An 18,970-nucleotide genomic window follows, 5' to 3' on the forward strand; every position below is an offset into this window, starting at 1 on the left:
ATTTTGAAGGAGAATGACATGAAAACACGAAAAGAATTGAAGGACGAAGCAAAAGCAGCTCTGTCGGGCAACTGGGGCTGGGCTGCTGCGCTTTCTATCATTCCTTATCTGCTTCTTATGCTTACATTTTTTATGATAATAAGTTTGCTTGGTCTTTTTTCTTATGCCGGCGGCAGCAATGAATCTACAGAATTGATTGGCGTTTCATTTTTTCTTATAATAGCTGTTTATATCTTGTTTTTATTGGCGTTTTTTGGGATATCCGTCAGTATTTCCTCCAGCTTTTTGGATTTGGTTCGCGGTAAGAAGGATGAACTGATGTCTGCTGCAACCTATGGTTTTAGACAGGGGCGCTATGGCAAATTCTTTGCTAATTCTTTGATGGTAGCAATTTTCATTTATCTATGGTCGCTTCTGTTTACTATTCCCGGTCTTATTAAAACCTACAGCTATGCTTTAAGTACCTATATTGTCAAAGATGACTTAGAACAAGGCAGGCCAATGAGCGCCACTTCAGCTATTACCAAAAGCCGTCAGCTGATGGATGGCCACAAGTGGGACCTTTTTGTTTTAGAGTTAAGCTTTTTAGGCTGGCAGATTTTAGCCTCTTTAACGCTGGGGATCGGTTATATTTGGCTAACTCCCTATATATCAGCTACCTATGCTGCTTTTTATGATGATTTGGTTCAGAATCAGCAGCCAGCCTAACCTAACCGTCAAGAGAGATAAAATGGGAACCTAGTTTTCGCTGAATGACTGACTTTGATGACCAAGTACGGTGCCACAGATATCAAACAGGAGTGAGGGAAAAGTAATTCTTCCTCACTCTCTAGTTCTTAGGCTATGACCCGCAAGCGTAATCAAAAAAGATATTTTAAGTAAAATAGTTAATTTAAAAGGCTTGAGACAGTTCTGTCCCAAGCCTTTTTGAGCATTAAAAAACAAAAATGACGGTAAGTCCGAAATCTTCGATTTCGATGACGCACCTCTGCCAAGATGACTAGAAGGGTGCGGTCGGCTGTTAAGACGACAAAGCCTTCAGACATCTACGGCTGGCGGTAAGTCCGAAATCTTCGATTTCGATGACGCCTCCCTGTCAAGGTGACTAGAAGGGTGCGGTAAAAGTTTTAACTTTTAAATCGATTCTAGCCTTTTTCAGGATGAAGTGGCTAGTGACATTTTAGTCGCTTTTTCGAAGCTTTAAAATGCCTACTAGGCCTTGCGGGGGTGGTACAACGAACTTTTTATCCTTGACAAAAGTTCTATCCCACTCCTAAACGTCTACGGCTGAAGGCAAGTCAGGAAGGGGAAAATCTCAAAAACTTTATTTCCCTCACTTCCACAGTCTTTGCTTTTTTGAAAAATTATTTTTTACCCCTTAAACGCTTGAAAGTCGCTTTTAGGCTGTCTGCGATATCGCTTCCCTGTTCTTTGAGATGTTCTAATCGTCTTTGGTTCATGACCTTTTGGACATTCTCATAAAGTTCATCCTGTATTTTTCCTGCCAGCTCAACTTCATGGGCAACAGCAAGGGCATCCCAGCGCATAATACTGGTTTTATAGGCAGATAAGTAAGTATCAAGAACAGCTTCGTCTTCTTCATGTGCCAGCAGTATCAAAGCTGTGTCACCATCCAGCAGTTTTGTTGTCACTTCTTCAATAAGATTATTATTTGAACTGTCTGCCATGCTGCCGCTGGCAGCTCCGGCCAGACTGCCAATGCCATAACCGATAATAACCCCGATAGGTCCGCTTAATATACCGACTAAACCGCCGACCAGACCGCCGATAGCTGCATAATCGCGGCTGGTGTCGTTAAAATCAATGGAATCTTTTAGAAGCACCTGATTAGCTTCTTTTTTGACGACAGCCAGCTGAGCAATTTGTGTCTTATCGTCAGGCCGTATATGTTTGAGTTCGGAGAAGGACTGATAGGCTTCGCTTTCTGTTTCAAAAATGGCCATAATAATATTTGACATCACTTTCCTCCTTCAATAAGATACAAAGGCCGTTAAGAAATCCGCAGGAAAATAGGGAAGGACAAGTGATGTACTGCATCGCGCTGAACTTCATCTTTTTCACTAGGATTTTAGGGCGTGTTCAATTCATCAAGATACAAAGCTCGTTTAAAAGAACAAAGCAAAAATAAGGAGACTGGACGAGGAGCAGCAAGGTTCTGGGGCAGGTATACTCACAGATCAGCCACACTCGTCATCTACTTGTGCTTCGTACATTGCGCTTTTTTGCCTAACTCCCAAACTATGCTCAATTTGGGTCAATCAAATCAGTCAGGTTTTATGCAAGTCTATTATATCATTTTCAAATTAATTTGAAAGCGTTTTTATATAGAAACCCTTTTGAAGATACGGGAACTGCTCTGCTTAAAAAGCAAAGCGGTCACTTAAAACTGCTTATCATGCTTTCTTTAATTTTGCGCCGTTCTTTTTTCCATAAACTGCGGGCATCGCCTTCGTAAGTGCGGTTGGTCAGGAAAATCGCTGCCTGCTGCCCACTGCGGTTTACCATAATAAAGGGCCCCGTGTACCCTGTATGGTCAAGCCAGTCACCTTCTAAATTCCAAGCAAGTGAGCGCGGTTTTTCCAGACTGCCGTAATTATGCCAAAGTTCAGCAGCAAAGTCATCTTGCAGGTAGTGTTCTAAAAAGATTTCTAAATCTATGAGCGTTGAAAAAAGTCCAGCTGAACCGGCGTGTCTGCCTAAGATTTTTGCTTTAGGATCGTGAACCTGCCCGTCGTTGACTCCTTTTTGCGTTGGAACAGCATTTTTCACGGGGCCAAAGCTTGTTTGTTTCATTTTAAAAGGGCTAAATACTTCTTTTTGAAAAATATGCGCCAAGGATTGGCTGTAAATCTTTTCAAGCATAAAGCCCAGCAGCAGGAAGTTGATGTCAGTATATTTGAATCTCTTATCAGCCGTCAGAGCAATACGGTTGACTGCTTCTTGCAGTTCCTGAGCTTTCATTTGGTTCCGGTTAGGGATATATGGGTCAATTCCGCTGGTATGAGTCAGAAGCTGTCGGATAGACAGAGAGGCATCATGAAAGTCCGGATAATAGGCCTGTAAAGCGTCATCCAATTTAAAGCTCCCTTTGTTCAGCAAAAAGATACAAACTGTGCCAGTACCGACGACCTTGGAGACCGAAGCTAAATCATAGATTAAGCCGGGCTTGACTGGCTTGGCTCCGTCAATTGTTCCGATATAGTATTCCTGCCAGGCTCCTTGTTGGTAAACTGCCAGACTGGCTCCATGATAGAGTCCGTCCTTGATTTGGCTGTTTATCGTTTTTAGAAATATTTCTGTCATTTGCTGAACCAAACTTCAATCTGACTGGGGTCAGAGACAACTAATAGTTTTTCTTTTTTATCGAGATAAACCGTTTGTCCTCGGTTTTCAAGCTGCTTTTTTAACTTAGCTAAATCATAGTCTGGCCTTACTGCGATTTCCAGATATTCTATGTCCCATGTTTTACTGGGATCGATATCCAAGTCAGCCCCCTTTGCTGCTGTAAAGGCTATCTTCAAAGGGAAAGACTCGAGGAGCTGATCATGGTAAAAGGCCTGCGAAAGACTGGGGTCAGCCACGTTTAAAATAAGCTGTTCAAAGTGAAAGGCTGTCAGTCCCTGAAAATCAGGATTTTTGTCCAAAAAAGCGGGAGGTGCGCTTTCCTTTAAATCTGCTAAAGAATCTTCAGCATGCAGCAGAAAAAGGTCTCCTTGCGGCGATAAAGCCTCGAAGGCATAACCGTTTTTGCCTTTATATATTTTGTTCGCAGCAGCACCGCCAGCCAATAAGTCAGCGATATCTGAAGCTTTTTCAGCTTTAATAACTATTTTGCCGAGCTTTTTTCTTCCTCTGACTGCACGGGTATCGGGAGCAGGTGATTCTTCAATAATCAAAGTTTGATCCTGCTTATTCCAGGCGGAAAAAAAAGCTACTGTATTTTCTTCGCCAAGCAGCCGCAAGCCCAGTGTCTGCTGGTAAAAGGCGATATTTTGGTCACGGTTGTCAACACGCAGGGCAATTGTCTTAAAAGTCATAGGGGTAGATAAAGTCATTCGGTTTTCTCACGCTCCTTTCTTTTAGTTTAGCCAATTTTAGCTTATTTGACAAGAAATTATCTGCTTTCAGAGAAAATTAAACATTTTTGGAGGTTATAGCCCATACAGTCTAAAAATTCGGAAAAGAGGAAAGCGGATGTGGGACATCGGCGCTTGCAAGTGTGGATGCTCTGTGAGCAGACACCGCCCCTCAAGCCTTTAATGGCTAAAGGGAGTACTTTTATTTTGCTATGAGCTTTTTAAACCTTTATATTTTAATGGAACTGAATACGGGCTAAGAGCTGTGCAAAAAAGGGTCTACACAACCCAGAGCTGACTGAAATATCAGCTAGACGTAGCCGTCGGAAAGCAGCCAAAAATCCTAGCCACCCAAAATCCTTGCTTGTACTATAAATAAGATGCAGCAGCCTAGCGTTATTGCTTTGCGGGGGCGAGGCATCGAACCTTACGGCCTGAGGCTTTGTCGTCTTAACAGCCGACCGCACCCTTCTAGTCATCTTGACAGGGGTGCGTCAGCGAAATCACAGATTTCGGACTTACCGCCATTTTTCTTTTGTGTTTTTTCGGTTTGAGTATCAAAAAAGGCTGAAGAAAAATCGTGCTATCGACCTTTCTTCAGTCCAGTTTTTAGTTATAAAGCAGTTTGTAGAGGGCAACAGCTGTGATTGCTGCTAAAATTGGGGCTATGACCGGCACCCAAGCGTACCACCACTTAGAATCACCTTTGTGCTCACCAAGAACTGATGTTGGCAGCAAAGCGTGCAGGATACGCGGTCCCAAGTCACGCGCAGGGTTGAGTCCGGGGCCTGTCGGTCCTCCAAGACTGGTTACCAGGGCCATAACCAAGAAACCGAGACCGATATGAGCAACAGCCAGACTTCCTGTTGTATAAGGAGCTACCTGATTAGCTGCTGCAGTTGCCTCATAGCCATAATCAGTCAGCTGCGAAATCAGCTCGGCACCAAAGTAATTTTTGGTCATTGCCATTGCCCCTAAGAAAAGGACAAAAGAACCGAAAAATTCATTGATGAAGCCGTTAATCCAAGCTGCTTTGCGTGTCTTTTCTGTTCCGCCGTCAACAGCTGAAATCGTTGAAAATGATCCCAAGATAGCATTAGGATTTTCAGTCTGCAGATAATAAGGGTGATGTGTGGCTACAACAACAGCCTGACCAGCCATTGCTCCGAGGAGCTGCGCCAAGATATAAGGGGCAACGTGCTCCCAAGGGAAGTAGTCAGAAAGAGCCAGTCCCAAAGTAAACGCAGGGTTAATGTGATTGCCTGATACATTGCCAAACATAAGCGCAGGGATCATAACCCCCATACCGTACCCGATAGCAATAGTCAGCCAGCCGCTGGCATGTCCTTTTGTTCCTTTTAATTCAACATTAGCAACAGCTCCGTTCCCAAGAATAATAAGAATTGCTGTGCCTAAAAATTCTGTGATATATTTCACAGTCCATGCAACATCCATTTTTTTTAATTTCCTCCAAAAAGTTATATTATTTAGACAAGTACCATTTTATCAAGTATAATAAACAATGTAAAGTTATTTGAGAGAAATAAAAACGTTTACTTGAAGGGATTCCCTATGAAATATAACCAGTATTCTTATTTGCCTGTTTCTGAGAAGCAGATGCTCTCAGAACTGAATAACTTAAATTTTAAACTTTCAAAACGAAATTCAGACAAGGATAATTTGGAAATCTTTATTCGTCATACCCTGTTTCATTACGACGATAAAGAGTATGCTCTGGCAAATCTGATTGCTGATTTTGAAACAGACCTGATGACTTTCTTTCGTTCAGATCTTGCTTTATCAGCTGAGATTTTTGACATGGTTGCTCTGCAGCTTCTGGGATTTACCCCCCATTTTGATTTTACGGATACTGCAGCTTTTGTCCGCGAGGTCGGTTTACCGGTCCGCTATCAGGGCGATCAGATCATTCCGTCTCTCTATCGCCTTTTGCTTTGCCGAATGAAAAAAGGAATGACTTTGCTTGATGATCTTATCAGTAAGGGACTGCTGCCTTTGAGTAACAGCTACCATTTTTTTAATGGGAAAAGTTTGGCGACTTTTGATACCTGCAGGCTTATCCGTGAAGTGGTCTATGTTGAAACGCCTTTAGATACTGACAAGGATGGGCAGCCGGACCTTGTTAAAGTCAATATTATTCGCCATCATACTACAGAAGCTCTTCCGACGATAATGACAGCCAGCCCTTACCATCAGGGGATAAATATTCCTGCTAATGACAGGAAGCTTCATAAAATGGAAGGCGAGCTTTCTGTCAAAACTGCCCAAAAAATAGCAGTAAAAGAGCCTAAATTTACAAAACTGCCTCTTTCTGACGAGCAGTTGCCACAAGGGGCAGCGGAAGAGACATTCAGCTATATTGACAGTTATGGGCTCAATGATTACTTTTTAGCCCGCGGCTTTGCTAACATCTATGTTTCGGGAATAGGGACTGCCGGTTCTGATGGTTTTATGACCAGCGGGGACTACAGACAGATTGAGAGTTTCAAGTCAGTAATTGATTGGTTGAACGGCAGAGCTGCAGCTTACTCCAGTCCCAGACGGGACAAAAAAGTTTTAGCTTCCTGGGCCAGCGGCTTAGTTGCAACAACTGGAAAATCTTACTTAGGAACTATGTCGACCGGCCTTGCAACGACTGGTGTTGCCGGTCTGAAAGTAATCATTGCCGAGTCCGGAATTTCTTCTTGGTATGACTATTATCGCGAGAACGGTTTGGTTTACAGCCCCGGCGGTTATCCGGGAGAAGATTTAGATGTGCTGACAGAATTGACTTATTCCCGGAATTTACTGCCCGGTGACTATTTACGCCATAACAGAAGCTACCAGCATCTGCTTGATGAGCAGTCGGCTTCTCTTAAACGTTCCAGCGGAGATTACAGTCAATTTTGGCACGACCGTAACTATCTGCCTCATGCCCGCAAAATAGACTGTACGGCTGTTTACACTCACGGCCTGCAGGACTGGAATGTTAAACCCCGTCAGGTTTATAATATCTACAAAGCGCTGCCGGATCATATTCAAAAACATCTTTTTCTGCATCAAGGCGAGCATGTCTATGTGCACAATTGGCAGTCGCTTGATTTCCGTGAGAGTATGAATACACTGTTATCGGAAAAAATGCTGGGTCAGCCTGACCATTTTAGCCTGCCAGCGGTTATCTGGCAGGACAACAGCACAGAGCAAACCTGGCAGAGTCTGAAAGATTTAGAGGCAGATTCGCAGGTCCGTCTGTCACTCGGAAAAGAACAACAGCAGGTTGACAACCACTATAATTCAGCAGATTTTGTCCGCTACGGAGCAGATTTTAATAGTTTTAAAGCTGATTTATTTGCTGGTAAGGCAAATCAGATTACGGTAGATTTTATACTGGAAGAAAGTATCTTTCTTAATGGTGAAATCAATTTGCATCTAACGCTCAAGTCAAACAGCAACAGAGGCCTTCTCTCTGCCCAGCTTCTGGATTACGGTCTGAAAAAACGCTTGGCAGACCAACCGCGTATTATAGAAGGGAATGCGATTGACAATGGGCAGAATTTCGCTCGAGAAGCTTTGCGTGAACTGCCTCTCCAAAAAACAGCTCACCGAGTCCTTACTAAAGGAGCCATCAATCTTCAAAACAGAGAAGATTTACTGATTGTTAAGGCAGTTGAACCAGATAAATGGATGACTGTTTCTTTCAAACTGCAGCCAAGTCTCTATAAACTTCTGAAGGGGGATACCTTGCGGCTGCTGCTTTATACTACGGATTTCGAACATACCGTCCGCGATAACAGCGCCTATACACTAACAGTCGATCTTAGTAAATCCTATTTGGAAATTCCTATTCTTCTGTCAGACAGTGTTGAATAAAAGCAGCTAATACCGATAGTTTCGGTATTAAACAGAAAAAGAGAATGGGGCAAAAATCAAGATTGCTGAAAAAGTCATCTCGATAAAATATCAACTAACTGACAGAAAATCAATAAAAACAAAATAAAAAACGAACGATATAAACTTAGTCCCGTTTGACTAGTATAAAACGTTCGTTTTTTTACTGGCTCGAGTTTTCTTTCGCAAATTTTTCCAGTGGCCTCGCAAAAATCCTGCCTCATTTTACTTTTTGAGACACATGAATTTGACGCAGTGATTGATTGGAAGTTCTCATCCCTTGTTACGCAGGGGATAGGGTCTCCCTAATCAACTGTGCGAAGGTGAAACGTCAAAATCGAAATCATCATTTTATGACAATTTACCGATTTTTGTTCCACTCTCGCACTCTTTTCTTGTTCTGTTGCTAAAAAATCGCATGTGTTCGAATCTGTTTTTTTATTTCCGACAGTCGTAACTGCGGATGCATTTTATAAGGCTTTAACGTTAACAACCAGCAGTTTATTGTTTGAAAAATGCTTCAATATCTGCCTGACTGATGCCAATCATTGGATCAATAGTCAGCAGATTGTCTTCGGTCAGCCTGTATTTAATGGAAGGACTTTCTTCGTTCTGGTCCAATGTGTCATCAGAGTTTGCGCGAAAATCCATTTCAGGAGTCTGCGATTCTGCAGGGGCTGTTTTCGTCACTCCATTTTCGGTCTTGCCTTTTAAGAAGCGTTCAGTCAAATAAGTCTTGCGTTTAGCGCCCGGAGTTTTAATAGCATCAGCAAAAGCGGTTATTTCTCCCAGCATAATCAGTTTGCTTTTAGAGCGGGTGATGGCCGTGTAAATCAAATTTCGCTGCAGAAGACGGCCGCTCTGCCGGGTTACAGGAAGGATAACGACCTGAAATTCACTGCCCTGTGATTTATGGATGCTCATTGCGTAAGCCAAAGTCAACTTATGCCACTCATTGCGGGGATAGGTGACTTCAGTTCCGTCAAAATTAATAGTTAGCTCATCTTGTTTAGATTCTGCATACTTAGCGGGGGTAAGGTCAACGATATAGCCGATATCACCGTTAAAGACATTGAGTTCAGCATCATTGAGCAAATGGAGTACTTTATCGTTTTTTCGAAATTTTGTCTCACTGAAAAGAAATTCAAGAGATTCCTTTAAAGGATTCAGAAGATCCTGCAGAAGTCTGTTGAGATTATTGATTCCTGCCAGTCCGCGATACATCGGTGCCAGGACTTGTATCTCTTCTTTAGCAATACCGCTTTTAATAGCTGAACTGACAATTTGACTGACCATATCCGGGATATGCTGAGCCTGAGCTTCAAAGTAGGAGCGATCAGCTTTTTTATATGTAAAATCAACCGGCAGTTCACCCTTTTTTATCTGGCTGGCTAAAGTAACGATTGTAGAAGTGTCGGACTGTCTGAAAATTTTAGTCAGGGCGATTTGGGGCAGGCTGTCAATTTTTAAAAGGTCGTTTAGCACTTGCCCGGGGCCGACAGAGGGGAGCTGGTCACTGTCTCCGACGATAATTACTTGTGTCTGAGAAGACAGTGCGCTGAAGAGCTGGTGGGCCAGCCAGGTATCTACCATTGAAAATTCATCAATGATGATTAAATCGCAGTCCAGATAATCATTAATTGTTTGGTAATCGCTGTCGCTGTTGAGCCCTAAGTGACGGTGGATAGTAGCGCTGGGCAGTCCGGTCAATTCATTTAGACGTCTGGCAGCCCGTCCTGTAGGGGCTGCCAAAACAATGGGGAGGGCATTTTTTTTACTGTCTTTGAGCTTCTTCAGACGCGTATAAGCTGCAATGATACCGTTGATAACAGTAGTTTTTCCGGTTCCCGGGCCGCCGGTAAGGATAAATACTTTGTTGTTTAGCGCCTGCGCAATGGCTTTTCTTTGTATACTGTCATAAGCAAGTTCTTCCTCTTTTTCTAAGTCGGTAATAGCTGCAGCAAGTTCAGTATCGGAAAACTGCTTATCCAAAGGATGTTCAAGGATTCGCTGGAGATGTGCTTTGATCCCAGCTTCTGCGGCAAAAAGGCTGTTATCAAAAATTTTAGTACCAATATGCTGCACCTTATCCTCAGCAATAAGGTGACTGAGCTCCTGAGCAATAGCTTCAGGATCAAGCTCGATCGGTCTCGCTTCTTCTAAAAGGTCAATAGCTTTTTCCAGCAATTCACGCGCTTCAACATAGGTATCTCCCTGCTTGACGGCTGTCTCGAACAGACAGTGGACAAGGGCAGCCCGCAGGCGCTGAGAGGAATTGCTTTCAATACCTAATTCGGCTGCCAGATTGTCTGCCATTTTAAAACCGATACCCTGAATATCTTCAACTAGCTGATAGGGATTGTTCTCAATGATATCTAATGTTTCAGTCTGATAGTGATCAAAAATGTGAAAAGCCAAACGGTTTCCAATGCCGTATTCTGCTAATTTGGCAAGAATTTGTTCAGTGCCGTAGTTAAGCTTTAAAGCAGCAATAAAATTATCTCTATTGGTTTTAGACAGTCCGCTGATAGTCTCTAATTTTTCAGGTTCCTGCAAAATTTTATCAATAGTGTGGTCGCCGTAGAGACGGATAATTTTTTCGGCCGTTTTCTTCCCGATCCCCTTGAAATGGTTGCTGGAAAAATATTTAACCAATCCGGAAGAAGAGGGTTTAGTCCGTTCATAACGGCTGACTTTGAGCTGTTCACCGTATTTGGGATGCTGAATCAGCTCTCCCCAAAAGGTATAATTTTCTCCCTCTATAACATCAGCAATAGTACCAGTAACAATGATTTCATAATCAGAAAAACTGCTGTCAGTATCTTCAATTTCCAAAAGCAGAATCTTGAAAAAGTTGCTGGCATTTTCAAAAATAATACGCTCAATACTGCCAGAAAAATAATACTCCATAAAAACCTCTTTAACACAAGATAAGGCCGTTAAAAATCCGTATGAAAAGGCGGTAAGTCCGAAATCTTTGATTTCGCAGACGCACCCCTGTCAGGACGACTAGAAGGGTGCGGTCGGCTGTTAAGACGACAAAGCCTTCAGACGTCTACGGCTGGCGGTAAGTCCGAAATCTTTGATTTCGCAGACGCACCCCTGCCAGGATGACTAGGGAGCGAGACAGAACCCCAGACCATAATGTTCGGTGTCTCGCCCCCGCAAAGCCTAGCAGACATTTTAAAGCTTTGAAAAAGCGGCTAAAATGACGCTAGGCTACTGCGTCTTGTACATAACACTGACAAAATTAAGGATTAGTTTTTAAATCATCCTTTAGATCTGTCTATGGGCTATCAATACGACAAAACTTTCAGACATCTACGGCTGGCGGTAAGTCCGAAATCAAAAATGTTGATACGGGACGGTTGGAAGGGGATAAGAATTCTGATTTTTGCTTCCTCAGGTTGAATGAAAAAAGCCGGAAAATGATGTTAATCCGGACTGTTAACTGATTATGCCGATATTGGTCAGCGGCCAGAAGCGGAATTTCACTTCACCGGCGATAGCGCTTTTAGCAAAGGTTCCGACCTCACGGCTGTCTTTAGAGACAATGCGGTCATCTCCCAACAGATAATACTGGCCTTCAGGAACCTGAACAGTGAAATCGGTTTGTCCGTCTGCATCAGTAGTGAAAGCCTCTGCTTGAGCAGCCAGTTCTTGAAACAAGACATTGTAAGAATAGGTGTTTTGAAGTTTGTCCTGAGCAAATTTTTCTTTATAATCATCCAAGTAGGCTTCGTCAACTTCTTTACCATTGATAGTCAAAACATCATTCGTATAAGAGACAGTGTCTCCCGGCATACCAATCACCCGTTTGACAACTTGTTTAGTCTCTCCCTCCTCTGTTTCATCAGCAACAACAATATCAAAACGCTGAATTTTGGCAGTTGTTACCATAATCAGCCGATCTCCCTCTGCTAAAGTAGGATCCATGGAGTGACCGTCAACTTCGACTGGAATAAAGATAAATAGTCGCAAAAGGACAATAACAGTGAGCAAAAGGGTAAAGGGACCCCATTCTTTGATAAATTTTTTCATATTCTTCCTTATTATGATTTTAATAATTGCTGTGCTTTTTGGGTGTTAGCAAAATGAAGTTTGGCAGTATGAGCCAGACCGGGCATTCCGTAAGCGGCCAGGATTTCACTAGCTGTTTTATCCGATTTTGGCCCTGCCCCGCTGGGTAAGGTGAAACCGATATCCTGCCCCAGTCTTGTCAAATTTTCTAAAAAGAGTTTACGGGCAATGATGGAACTGACTGCTACAGCCAGATATTTTGCTTCGGCTTTTTCTTCCAGAGTGACAGACTGACTGAAACGGTTAGCTTCTTTCTGCAGGTATTTCTGATAGTTTTTAGGGCTGGTGAATGCATCAATGATAATATTGTCAGGCCGTATTCCCTTTTGCAGCAGTAAAAAAATAGCCTGATTATGCAAGGCGACTTTCACAGAAACAGCGTTATGCCGTTTACCCTTGCCGACAGTTTCATTGTATTTTTGCGGCGTCAGCAGAAGAGACTGATGCAGAATATCCTTTTCCAAAAGCGGCGCTATCTGTAAAATTTTAGAATCCGTCAGCTGTTTTGAATCAGCTACACCCAGTTCTTTGAGAAATTGATGCTTCTCAGGTTCAACGAAACTAGCTACAACGGCCAAACCGCCAAAGTATGACCCATTTCCGACCTCATCGGAACCGATCAATGACAGTTTTCCGTCACTTTCCTTTTTTGATTTTAGAATGCCGCCAGAGGTCTGGAACCCTAATTTTTGGGCAAGGTCTTCAGCCTGACTCCCTTGAAAAACAACCTTACCTGACGTATAGATAAGAATAGTCACCTGGTCGAGCTTAGCGGCGAAAGTGACATAGGGATTGTGATTTGAAATTTGCTGCTTTATCAAGCGTTTCTGCAAAGCTGTTAAAGTTTGCTTATCAGGTTTTGCAACAACAGTACTCATGTCTAATATTCTATCATAAAAAGACAAAAGTTTTAAAAAAATTCTTCGCCTTATTGTAGAAGTGCTTCTATAGTGGTATAATAGCAGTGAAGGAAACGTTTTCGTTTTTTGGTTTTCGGATGTGAAAAAAAGGGGGGTGGTTTTTATGAAAAAGGTGCTTACAGTTATAGGAACTTTCCTAATTCTAATTGCAGCTGTCTTGTCTGTTTTTATGTCAGCTGTCCGCAGTGAGGAAACGACAACGAGCTCCAGCGAGCCTGCTTCAGAACAAGCGGTAACTGACAATTTGCCGGAGTTAGCTGTTTTAGCAAAACCAACCATCAATCAGCCTTTGGCTCGAGATACGTTTATCTCTGGGACTGGGGAGCCAGGAACAGTTATTAGACTGTACGTTTTTACTGCCGAAACTTATCAAAACTATGTCTCAATTAGTTCAAATTACCCTGCCACAGTTGCTGAAATGGTAGAGGTTGGAGAAGATGGCAAATGGCGTGTGGATTTAACTGGCAGGCTGTCCGATATAGACGGCAGTCCGTATACATTGACAGCAGGCCATGTTGTAGCCGTAACAGCTATGACATTGGGAAATGCAAATGTTGTGACTGGTATGTCAGAAGAAGTAGCAGTAACAGTTGCCTCTGCACAGGGTGTCCCTGCTGAAAAAGCAGAAACGAAAAAGCTTCCGAATACCTGTGTTTTGCCCGAATAATGTTTAAGGGAGAAAGAGGGAATGGATTCTGTAGGTGCAGAAACCCTATTCCTCTTTTTCCTTTCACTGGACTGATGCTGAATTATCCGACAGATACAGCTGGTTAAGCAGGCAGCAGCATCATGAACAGTAGGAGAAGTCTCTTCTTTCGTCTGCTGTGTTTTATTGTTATAACGATATAATAACCTACAATAAGAGTTTGGGGCTTTGTCCCAAGCTCTTAGAGTTTCTGTTCGCCTTGTGCTAAGCGGTAAAGCATTAATCGTCCTGGGACATTAGACCTATTCATTATCATTTCTGTTTTAACTGTTTCCAATACAGCAGTTTATTGCTATCTGTCAGTCAGACTTTCTGAATACGTATGAGGATTGATGTGTCTTCATTTTTTCGAGGAGGAAGAGCCATGAAAAAGAAAACTGGGATAACCATTCTGCTGCTTTTGCTGGTGTTTTTTGCCGCTGTAGGCGCCATATCTTTTTTTCGAACGGATAGCGGTCAAAGCTCAGTTCTTCCATCCAAGCAAAGCTCGGTCCCTTCTTCACAAAGCCGCTATACAGTCAGTCAGGAAGAAAAAAACTATCTAAAAGCGCGTTTCGCTGATCTTTGGGCGGTTAATCCTGAAACAGTTGCTTATATTTATGCTCCCGGAACAATGCTGGATGAACCTGTTGTTCAAACTGGAGACAATGAAACGTACCTGAACAAAACCTTCGATGGCGGCTATGAGCCATATATGGGAACTGTCTTTATGGATGAGGACAATTCCAAAGATTTTGATGACAGCCTTACATGGCTTTTTGGACATGCCAGAGGCTCTACAGTGGCTGACCACCGTATGTTTAATGATGTCAATTTTTATGACAGTCAGTCTTACTTTGATGAACACCCCTACTTAGTGGCAGAAACACCAAGCAGGAAGTATTACTATGAAGCTGCTTTTATGATTATTGTTCCGGAAACGACTGCCTTGTACCAGACTTCTTTTGACAGTCTGGCAGATTTTAAAAATCAGCTTGCTCAAGTTGCTCAGGAAGCGCATACCAAGAACGCAGAGTTATTAATTGATGAGAATGACAAATACCTTGTTTTATCAACCTGCCGTGAAGAAGATGAAACAATCCGCAGCAATCTTTACTGGCGGCAAATTCCTGATGACGAATTGTCTGATTTTTTAGCTAAAGAAGGGGACCGTTTGGTTTATCAGAAAACACGGTAAAAAAACTGCCTGAGACCTTTTTCTGCATAGGTGATGCGCCCGTTCTGCCTATAAACCGCGCTGCTGACAGAGACAGCAATCTCTATTTTACGAAAATCTTATTTTGCGGTATAATGCTAAATGAGAGGTATGAGAGTATGACAAGTAAGAATCGCTATAAATTTAATTTTGGGGACAAACCTCTGACTTTAACGACTGATAAAGATAATCTTTTTATGGAAGAAGTGGAGCGTGTTGCCAAAGAAAAATATGAGGCTATCAAGGAAAAACTGCCGCAGGCTGACAATGAGACAGTGGCTATTTTAATGGCGATCAATTCACTGTCCACACAGCTCAGCCGTGAGATTGAATTTGAAAAAACAGAAAAAGAACTTGTTGAACTGCGGACTAAAACAATTGTTGGGATTCAGGAAAGAGCGGGGCATTCCCAGAAAACTCACACAGGCGGAGAGAAGCAATGATTACTTTTCTGCTTTTGCTTATTTTAGCCTGGCATTTTTATATTGGCTATACACGCGGGATTATTTTACAAAGTTTTTATTTTGCTGGCAGCATTGCCGGTTTGGTCATTGCCAGCCGCTTTTATAAGGGACTGGCACAGCTTATCACGCTCTGGATCCCTTATTCAAATCCGAGTGAGGGCGCAGAGGTTGCGTTTTTTACAAAGGTTGACCTTTTTGATTTAAGCTATGTTTATTATGCCGGGCTGGCTTTTCTGCTGATTTTTGTGGCAGTCTATCTGCTTGTCCGTTTGCTTGGAATATTTCTTCATTTGGCAAAAATCGACCGCTTTGACAGTGTCCGTACTAATTGCGTAAGCGGTACTCTCTCAGTCCTTGTAACGCTGCTGTTTTTTAGCCAATTGCTGTCGGTGTTGGCCACAATTCCTATGGACTTTGTGCAGAATCTCCTGTCAGGCAGTCTTTTAGTCCGTTTGCTGGTCGGTCACTTCCCTATTGTTTCTGCCTTGATAGAACATTTTTGGGTAACTAATATGCTGAAGTAAGGCAGCCGCCTTACTTTTTTTCATTTTTTAGGTATAATAAACGATATGAATAACAAGATTTTAGAACAGCTGGAATTTGTAAAAGTCAAAAGCCTCTTTGCAGCTTACCTGCAGACTGAGCAGGGGGAGCAGGAGCTGGCTGCTTTGGTGCCGATGGCAGACGAAAAAAAAATTAGGCGTTCGTTTGCGGAAATTCTGGATGTTGAGCATATTTTTACAGAAGAACACTCTTTTGCTACAGGACAGCTTCAGGATATTTCAGCCAGTATGCAGCGCCTTGAAGCATCGGCTGACCTAAATATTTCAGAATTGCTTGGTATCAAGCAAGTTCTGCAGCTTACAGCTGAGCTTCAGCATTTTTATACGGATTTAGAAAATGTTACCTTAACTGAACTTCAGCGTTTATTTGAGGGTCTCAGAATTTTTCCTCAGCTGCAGGGAAGTCTGCAGGCTGTCAATGAGGCAGGGTTTATTGAAAATTTTGCCAGTCCTGAACTGGCTAAAATCCGCCGCCAGCTGAATCAGCGTGAAGAGCAGGTGCGTCAGCTCCTGCAGGACTTCCTGAAAAAGCAAGCTGACTTTTTATCTGAAAGGCTGATTGCCAGCCGTAATGGCCGCAGTGTCCTGCCAGTGAAAAATACCTATCGCCACCGTATTCCAGGGGTTGTCCACGATATATCAGCTTCGGGCAGCACTGTTTATATTGAACCGCGGGGTGCTGTTGATTTGCATGAGGAAATCAGTCGCCTGCAGGCGGATGAACGCTATGAACTGCAGAGAATCCTTCACGATTTATCCCAGCTGCTGCGGCCGCATGTAGATTCTTTGGCTAATAATGCCTGGATTATTGGGCATATAGATTTGGTTCGGGCCAAATATCTTTTTCTGCGTGACCGTCAAGGAACAGTGCCCGCTGTATCCAAAGATAAAACGGTTCAGCTTCTTGCAGCCCGCCACCCTCTGCTGGCTGATCCAGTAGCTAATGATTTGCATTTTGCTGATGGTCTGAAAGCCATTTTAATCACCGGTCCTAATACGGGCGGTAAGACGATTATGCTGAAAACTCTTGGCTTAGCCCAGCTTATGGCTCAGTCGGGACTCCCTATTCTGGCCGCCAAAGGCTCAAAAATTGCTGTTTTCCGCCAGATTTTTGCTGACATTGGTGATGAGCAATCCATTGAACAAAGCCTGTCAACATTCTCCAGCCACATGACTCAGATTGTTGCCATTTTAAGTAAAGCGGATGCTGACAGTCTTGTCCTCTTAGATGAACTGGGGGCAGGAACTGATCCGCAGGAAGGAGCCAGTTTAGCGATGGCTGTTTTAGAGCATCTGCGTTTACTGAATATCAAGACGATGGTAACTACCCATTACCCCGAACTAAAGGCCTACGGCATTGAAACCGATGATGTGGAAAATGCCAGCATGGAATTTGACCAAGACAGCCTTCGTCCGACTTACCGCTTTCTTCAGGGGGTTCCTGGGCGGTCAAATGCTTTTGAAATTGCCCGCCGTTTAGGCCTGTCTGACTCAATTGTTGCAGAGGCAGAGGGGCTGACGGACAGAGACAATGATGTTAACCAAATTATTGAGCGTCTGGAAAGTCAGACACTTGAAAGCCGCAAACGTTTAGAACGTATTGCCGAAGTTGAGGAAGAGAATAAAAAATTTAACCGGGCTGTCAAAAAACTTTATAATGAGTTTTCGCATGCGCGTGAACAAGAACTGCTTAAGGCTCGCAGACAGGCTCAGGAAATTGTAGACAAAGCTGTGACTGAAAGCGACGAAATCCTTAAGAATTTAAGGGAAAAAGCAGCATTGAAGCCTCATGAAATCATTGACGCTAAAGCTCAGCTGCAAAAATTAGCTCCGTCAGCAGACTTATCCCAAAATAAGGTGCTGAAAAAGGCTAAACAGTCCAGAACACCGCGCATTGGTGACGATATTACTATTTCAGCTTACGGTCAGCGCGGCACCTTGACCCAAAAGCTTAAAGACGGAAAATGGGAGGCGCAGGTTGGGCTGATTAAGATGACTGTTGGAGAGGATGAGTTCACTCTCGCTAAAACGCAGCAAGGCAAACAGCAGCACAAGAAAAAAGAGCTTAATGTTGTTAAAAAAGTAAACAAGATGAATGGTCCGAAAGCGCGTTTAGATCTGCGCGGGAAACGTTACGAAGAAGCGATGCAGGAATTGGATGCTTTCATTGATCAGGCTCTGCTCAATAATATGGCACAGGTTGATATTATTCATGGTATCGGAACGGGGGTCATCCGCCAAGGGGTCACCCAGTATCTGCGCCGGAATAAACATGTTAAAAGTTTTGGCTATGCTCCGCAAAATGCCGGGGGGAGCGGCTGTACTATCGTTCATTTAGTCTAAAAAACGTTTAGCGTGTATGCCAATTTTTGAAAATTAACAGCGTGAGAGCTATCTATGAAATTAAGTTTTAGTCAGCTTACATGTGCTAATTACACAGCTGCTGCCCGCTTTCGTTTACGATTTTGACAAAAAAGTCATCAGTAAAAGCAAAATGAAAGCAGCAAAAATCAATCCTGATTTTGCCGATGGAGAACTGCTGAGCAAGGCTGATGTCACTCCTTATGAAATAGAAGAGAATGAGAAAAAATCGGTAAATCGTCATAAAATGATGATTTCGATTTTGTTGTCCCACCTCCGTAAGGAGGGGCGCTATCCCTTGCGCGATAAGGGATAAGAACTTCCAATCAGCTGCTGAACGCTTCTAAGGTCACATGGGCAGATGTGAACAATGACTAGAAAGCAACTGGGGTCCATACTCCGGTCAGTTTGCCAAACGACTGGCTAATTTTAGCAGATGCTGCGTTTTTGCAGCAGAAATATGTACTAGTAGGAAAGCGAGCTGCTTCAGTCTACACTGCTGTCGGGGGAAGTGTTGACCAAGCTGCCTAATACTTAGGTTATTGAAGGGCCGCCTAATGATTGAAAGGAAGTACAATGATTGAAATGACTTATTTAGACAATGCTAAACATAAACGAACTGTCAGTTTTACAGATTAAGCAAATGTGTCCGTTTTCAGCAGGCGATTTGGGATTATTTTCACACTTTAAAAGTTCTAT

14 protein-coding genes and 1 pseudogene are annotated in these 18,970 nt (G+C 43.0%); 8 read left to right on the forward strand and 7 right to left on the reverse strand.

Features of this window, described 5'->3' with window-relative positions; translation table 11 throughout:
* Positions 1–18: 18 nt before the first annotated feature.
* The gene (locus DDV21_RS02135; RefSeq protein ID WP_116877460.1) at positions 19–708 is read left to right on the forward strand and encodes a DUF975 family protein; all 690 of its coding nucleotides are present in this window, start codon (positions 19–21) and stop codon (positions 706–708) included.
* Between the two features lie 656 nt (positions 709–1,364).
* On the opposite strand, the gene DDV21_RS02140 is transcribed toward DDV21_RS02135, so the two are convergent.
* The 4 genes from DDV21_RS02140 to gla all read right to left on the reverse strand — a co-directional run bounded on the left by DDV21_RS02140 (position 1,365) and on the right by gla (position 5,552).
* Positions 1,365–1,979, reverse strand: a complete 615-nt coding sequence (locus tag DDV21_RS02140; protein ID WP_116877459.1) for a DUF1269 domain-containing protein — start codon at positions 1,977–1,979, stop codon at positions 1,365–1,367.
* 418 nt (positions 1,980–2,397) lie between these two features.
* On the reverse strand, positions 2,398–3,324 hold the full coding sequence (locus DDV21_RS02145) for a serine hydrolase domain-containing protein (RefSeq protein ID WP_116877458.1): 927 nt from the start codon (positions 3,322–3,324) through the stop codon (positions 2,398–2,400).
* Positions 3,321–4,076 (reverse strand): CppA family protein, encoded by a 756-nt coding sequence (locus DDV21_RS02150; protein WP_116877457.1) that lies wholly within the window; start codon positions 4,074–4,076, stop codon positions 3,321–3,323. The genes DDV21_RS02145 and DDV21_RS02150 overlap by 4 nt, the downstream gene beginning before the upstream one ends.
* 630 nt (positions 4,077–4,706) lie before the next feature.
* On the reverse strand, positions 4,707–5,552 hold the full coding sequence (gene gla, locus DDV21_RS02155; protein WP_116877456.1) for an aquaglyceroporin Gla: 846 nt from the start codon (positions 5,550–5,552) through the stop codon (positions 4,707–4,709).
* 117 nt (positions 5,553–5,669) lie between these two features.
* Here gla and DDV21_RS02160 point away from each other — a divergent pair, with 117 nt between their 5' ends.
* Positions 5,670–7,964: a Xaa-Pro dipeptidyl-peptidase gene (locus DDV21_RS02160; RefSeq protein ID WP_116877455.1), complete on the forward strand. Its 2,295-nt coding sequence runs from the start codon at positions 5,670–5,672 to the stop codon at positions 7,962–7,964.
* A gap of 726 nt (positions 7,965–8,690) precedes the next feature.
* Here the strand turns inward: DDV21_RS02160 and recD2 are convergent.
* From recD2 to rnhC, 3 genes and pseudogenes are all read right to left on the reverse strand, one after another.
* A pseudogene (gene recD2, locus DDV21_RS02165) lies at positions 8,691–10,892 on the reverse strand (SF1B family DNA helicase RecD2); the annotation flags it as partial.
* 537 nt (positions 10,893–11,429) lie between these two features.
* Complete coding sequence (lepB, locus tag DDV21_RS02170; RefSeq protein ID WP_116877453.1) at positions 11,430–12,023, reverse strand: signal peptidase I; 594 nt, start codon at positions 12,021–12,023, stop codon at positions 11,430–11,432.
* An 11-nt stretch (positions 12,024–12,034) separates the two neighbouring features.
* Positions 12,035–12,940, reverse strand: a complete 906-nt coding sequence (rnhC, locus tag DDV21_RS02175) for a ribonuclease HIII (protein WP_116877452.1) — start codon at positions 12,938–12,940, stop codon at positions 12,035–12,037.
* Positions 12,941–13,085: 145 nt separating this feature from the next.
* Between rnhC and DDV21_RS02180 the strand changes: the two genes are divergently transcribed.
* The 6 genes from DDV21_RS02180 (at position 13,086) to DDV21_RS02205 (ending at position 18,587) form a co-directional block, all read left to right on the forward strand.
* The gene (locus DDV21_RS02180; protein ID WP_116877451.1) at positions 13,086–13,649 is read left to right on the forward strand and encodes a hypothetical protein; all 564 of its coding nucleotides are present in this window, start codon (positions 13,086–13,088) and stop codon (positions 13,647–13,649) included.
* 403 nt (positions 13,650–14,052) lie between these two features.
* Positions 14,053–14,865 carry a class B sortase, LPKTxAVK-specific gene (srtB, locus tag DDV21_RS02185; RefSeq protein ID WP_116877450.1) on the forward strand — a complete coding sequence of 271 codons (813 nt, stop codon included), beginning with the start codon at positions 14,053–14,055 and terminating at the stop codon, positions 14,863–14,865.
* A gap of 137 nt (positions 14,866–15,002) precedes the next feature.
* The gene (locus tag DDV21_RS02190; protein WP_116877449.1) at positions 15,003–15,326 is read left to right on the forward strand and encodes a cell division protein ZapA; all 324 of its coding nucleotides are present in this window, start codon (positions 15,003–15,005) and stop codon (positions 15,324–15,326) included.
* Positions 15,323–15,871: a CvpA family protein gene (locus DDV21_RS02195; protein WP_116877448.1), complete on the forward strand. Its 549-nt coding sequence runs from the start codon at positions 15,323–15,325 to the stop codon at positions 15,869–15,871. The genes DDV21_RS02190 and DDV21_RS02195 overlap by 4 nt, the downstream gene beginning before the upstream one ends.
* A gap of 45 nt (positions 15,872–15,916) precedes the next feature.
* Positions 15,917–18,253 carry an endonuclease MutS2 gene (locus DDV21_RS02200; protein ID WP_116877447.1) on the forward strand — a complete coding sequence of 779 codons (2,337 nt, stop codon included), beginning with the start codon at positions 15,917–15,919 and terminating at the stop codon, positions 18,251–18,253.
* Between the two features lie 151 nt (positions 18,254–18,404).
* On the forward strand, positions 18,405–18,587 hold the full coding sequence (locus DDV21_RS02205) for a hypothetical protein (RefSeq protein ID WP_142917733.1): 183 nt from the start codon (positions 18,405–18,407) through the stop codon (positions 18,585–18,587).
* Positions 18,588–18,970: the final 383 nt, after the last annotated feature.

The organism is Streptococcus chenjunshii (assembly GCF_003086355.1).
Classification (GTDB): domain Bacteria; phylum Bacillota; class Bacilli; order Lactobacillales; family Streptococcaceae; genus Streptococcus; species Streptococcus chenjunshii.

What these genes read in the sequence shown, in the direction of transcription:
- rnhC (WP_116877452.1), bottom strand. Translation starts at nt 12,940, where the DNA reads ATGAGTACTGTTGTTGCAAAACCTGATAAGCAAACTTTAACAGCTTTG.
- gla (WP_116877456.1), bottom strand. Translation starts at nt 5,552, where the DNA reads ATGGATGTTGCATGGACTGTGAAATATATCACAGAATTTTTAGGCACA.
- DDV21_RS02135 (WP_116877460.1), top strand. Translation starts at nt 19, where the DNA reads ATGAAAACACGAAAAGAATTGAAGGACGAAGCAAAAGCAGCTCTGTCG.
- srtB (WP_116877450.1), top strand. Translation starts at nt 14,053, where the DNA reads ATGAAAAAGAAAACTGGGATAACCATTCTGCTGCTTTTGCTGGTGTTT.
- DDV21_RS02145 (WP_116877458.1), bottom strand. Translation starts at nt 3,324, where the DNA reads ATGACAGAAATATTTCTAAAAACGATAAACAGCCAAATCAAGGACGGA.
- DDV21_RS02160 (WP_116877455.1), top strand. Translation starts at nt 5,670, where the DNA reads ATGAAATATAACCAGTATTCTTATTTGCCTGTTTCTGAGAAGCAGATG.
- DDV21_RS02195 (WP_116877448.1), top strand. Translation starts at nt 15,323, where the DNA reads ATGATTACTTTTCTGCTTTTGCTTATTTTAGCCTGGCATTTTTATATT.
- DDV21_RS02150 (WP_116877457.1), bottom strand. Translation starts at nt 4,076, where the DNA reads ATGACTTTATCTACCCCTATGACTTTTAAGACAATTGCCCTGCGTGTT.
- DDV21_RS02190 (WP_116877449.1), top strand. Translation starts at nt 15,003, where the DNA reads ATGACAAGTAAGAATCGCTATAAATTTAATTTTGGGGACAAACCTCTG.
- DDV21_RS02140 (WP_116877459.1), bottom strand. Translation starts at nt 1,979, where the DNA reads ATGTCAAATATTATTATGGCCATTTTTGAAACAGAAAGCGAAGCCTAT.
- lepB (WP_116877453.1), bottom strand. Translation starts at nt 12,023, where the DNA reads ATGAAAAAATTTATCAAAGAATGGGGTCCCTTTACCCTTTTGCTCACT.
- DDV21_RS02205 (WP_142917733.1), top strand. Translation starts at nt 18,405, where the DNA reads ATGAAAGCAGCAAAAATCAATCCTGATTTTGCCGATGGAGAACTGCTG.
- DDV21_RS02200 (WP_116877447.1), top strand. Translation starts at nt 15,917, where the DNA reads ATGAATAACAAGATTTTAGAACAGCTGGAATTTGTAAAAGTCAAAAGC.
- DDV21_RS02180 (WP_116877451.1), top strand. Translation starts at nt 13,086, where the DNA reads ATGAAAAAGGTGCTTACAGTTATAGGAACTTTCCTAATTCTAATTGCA.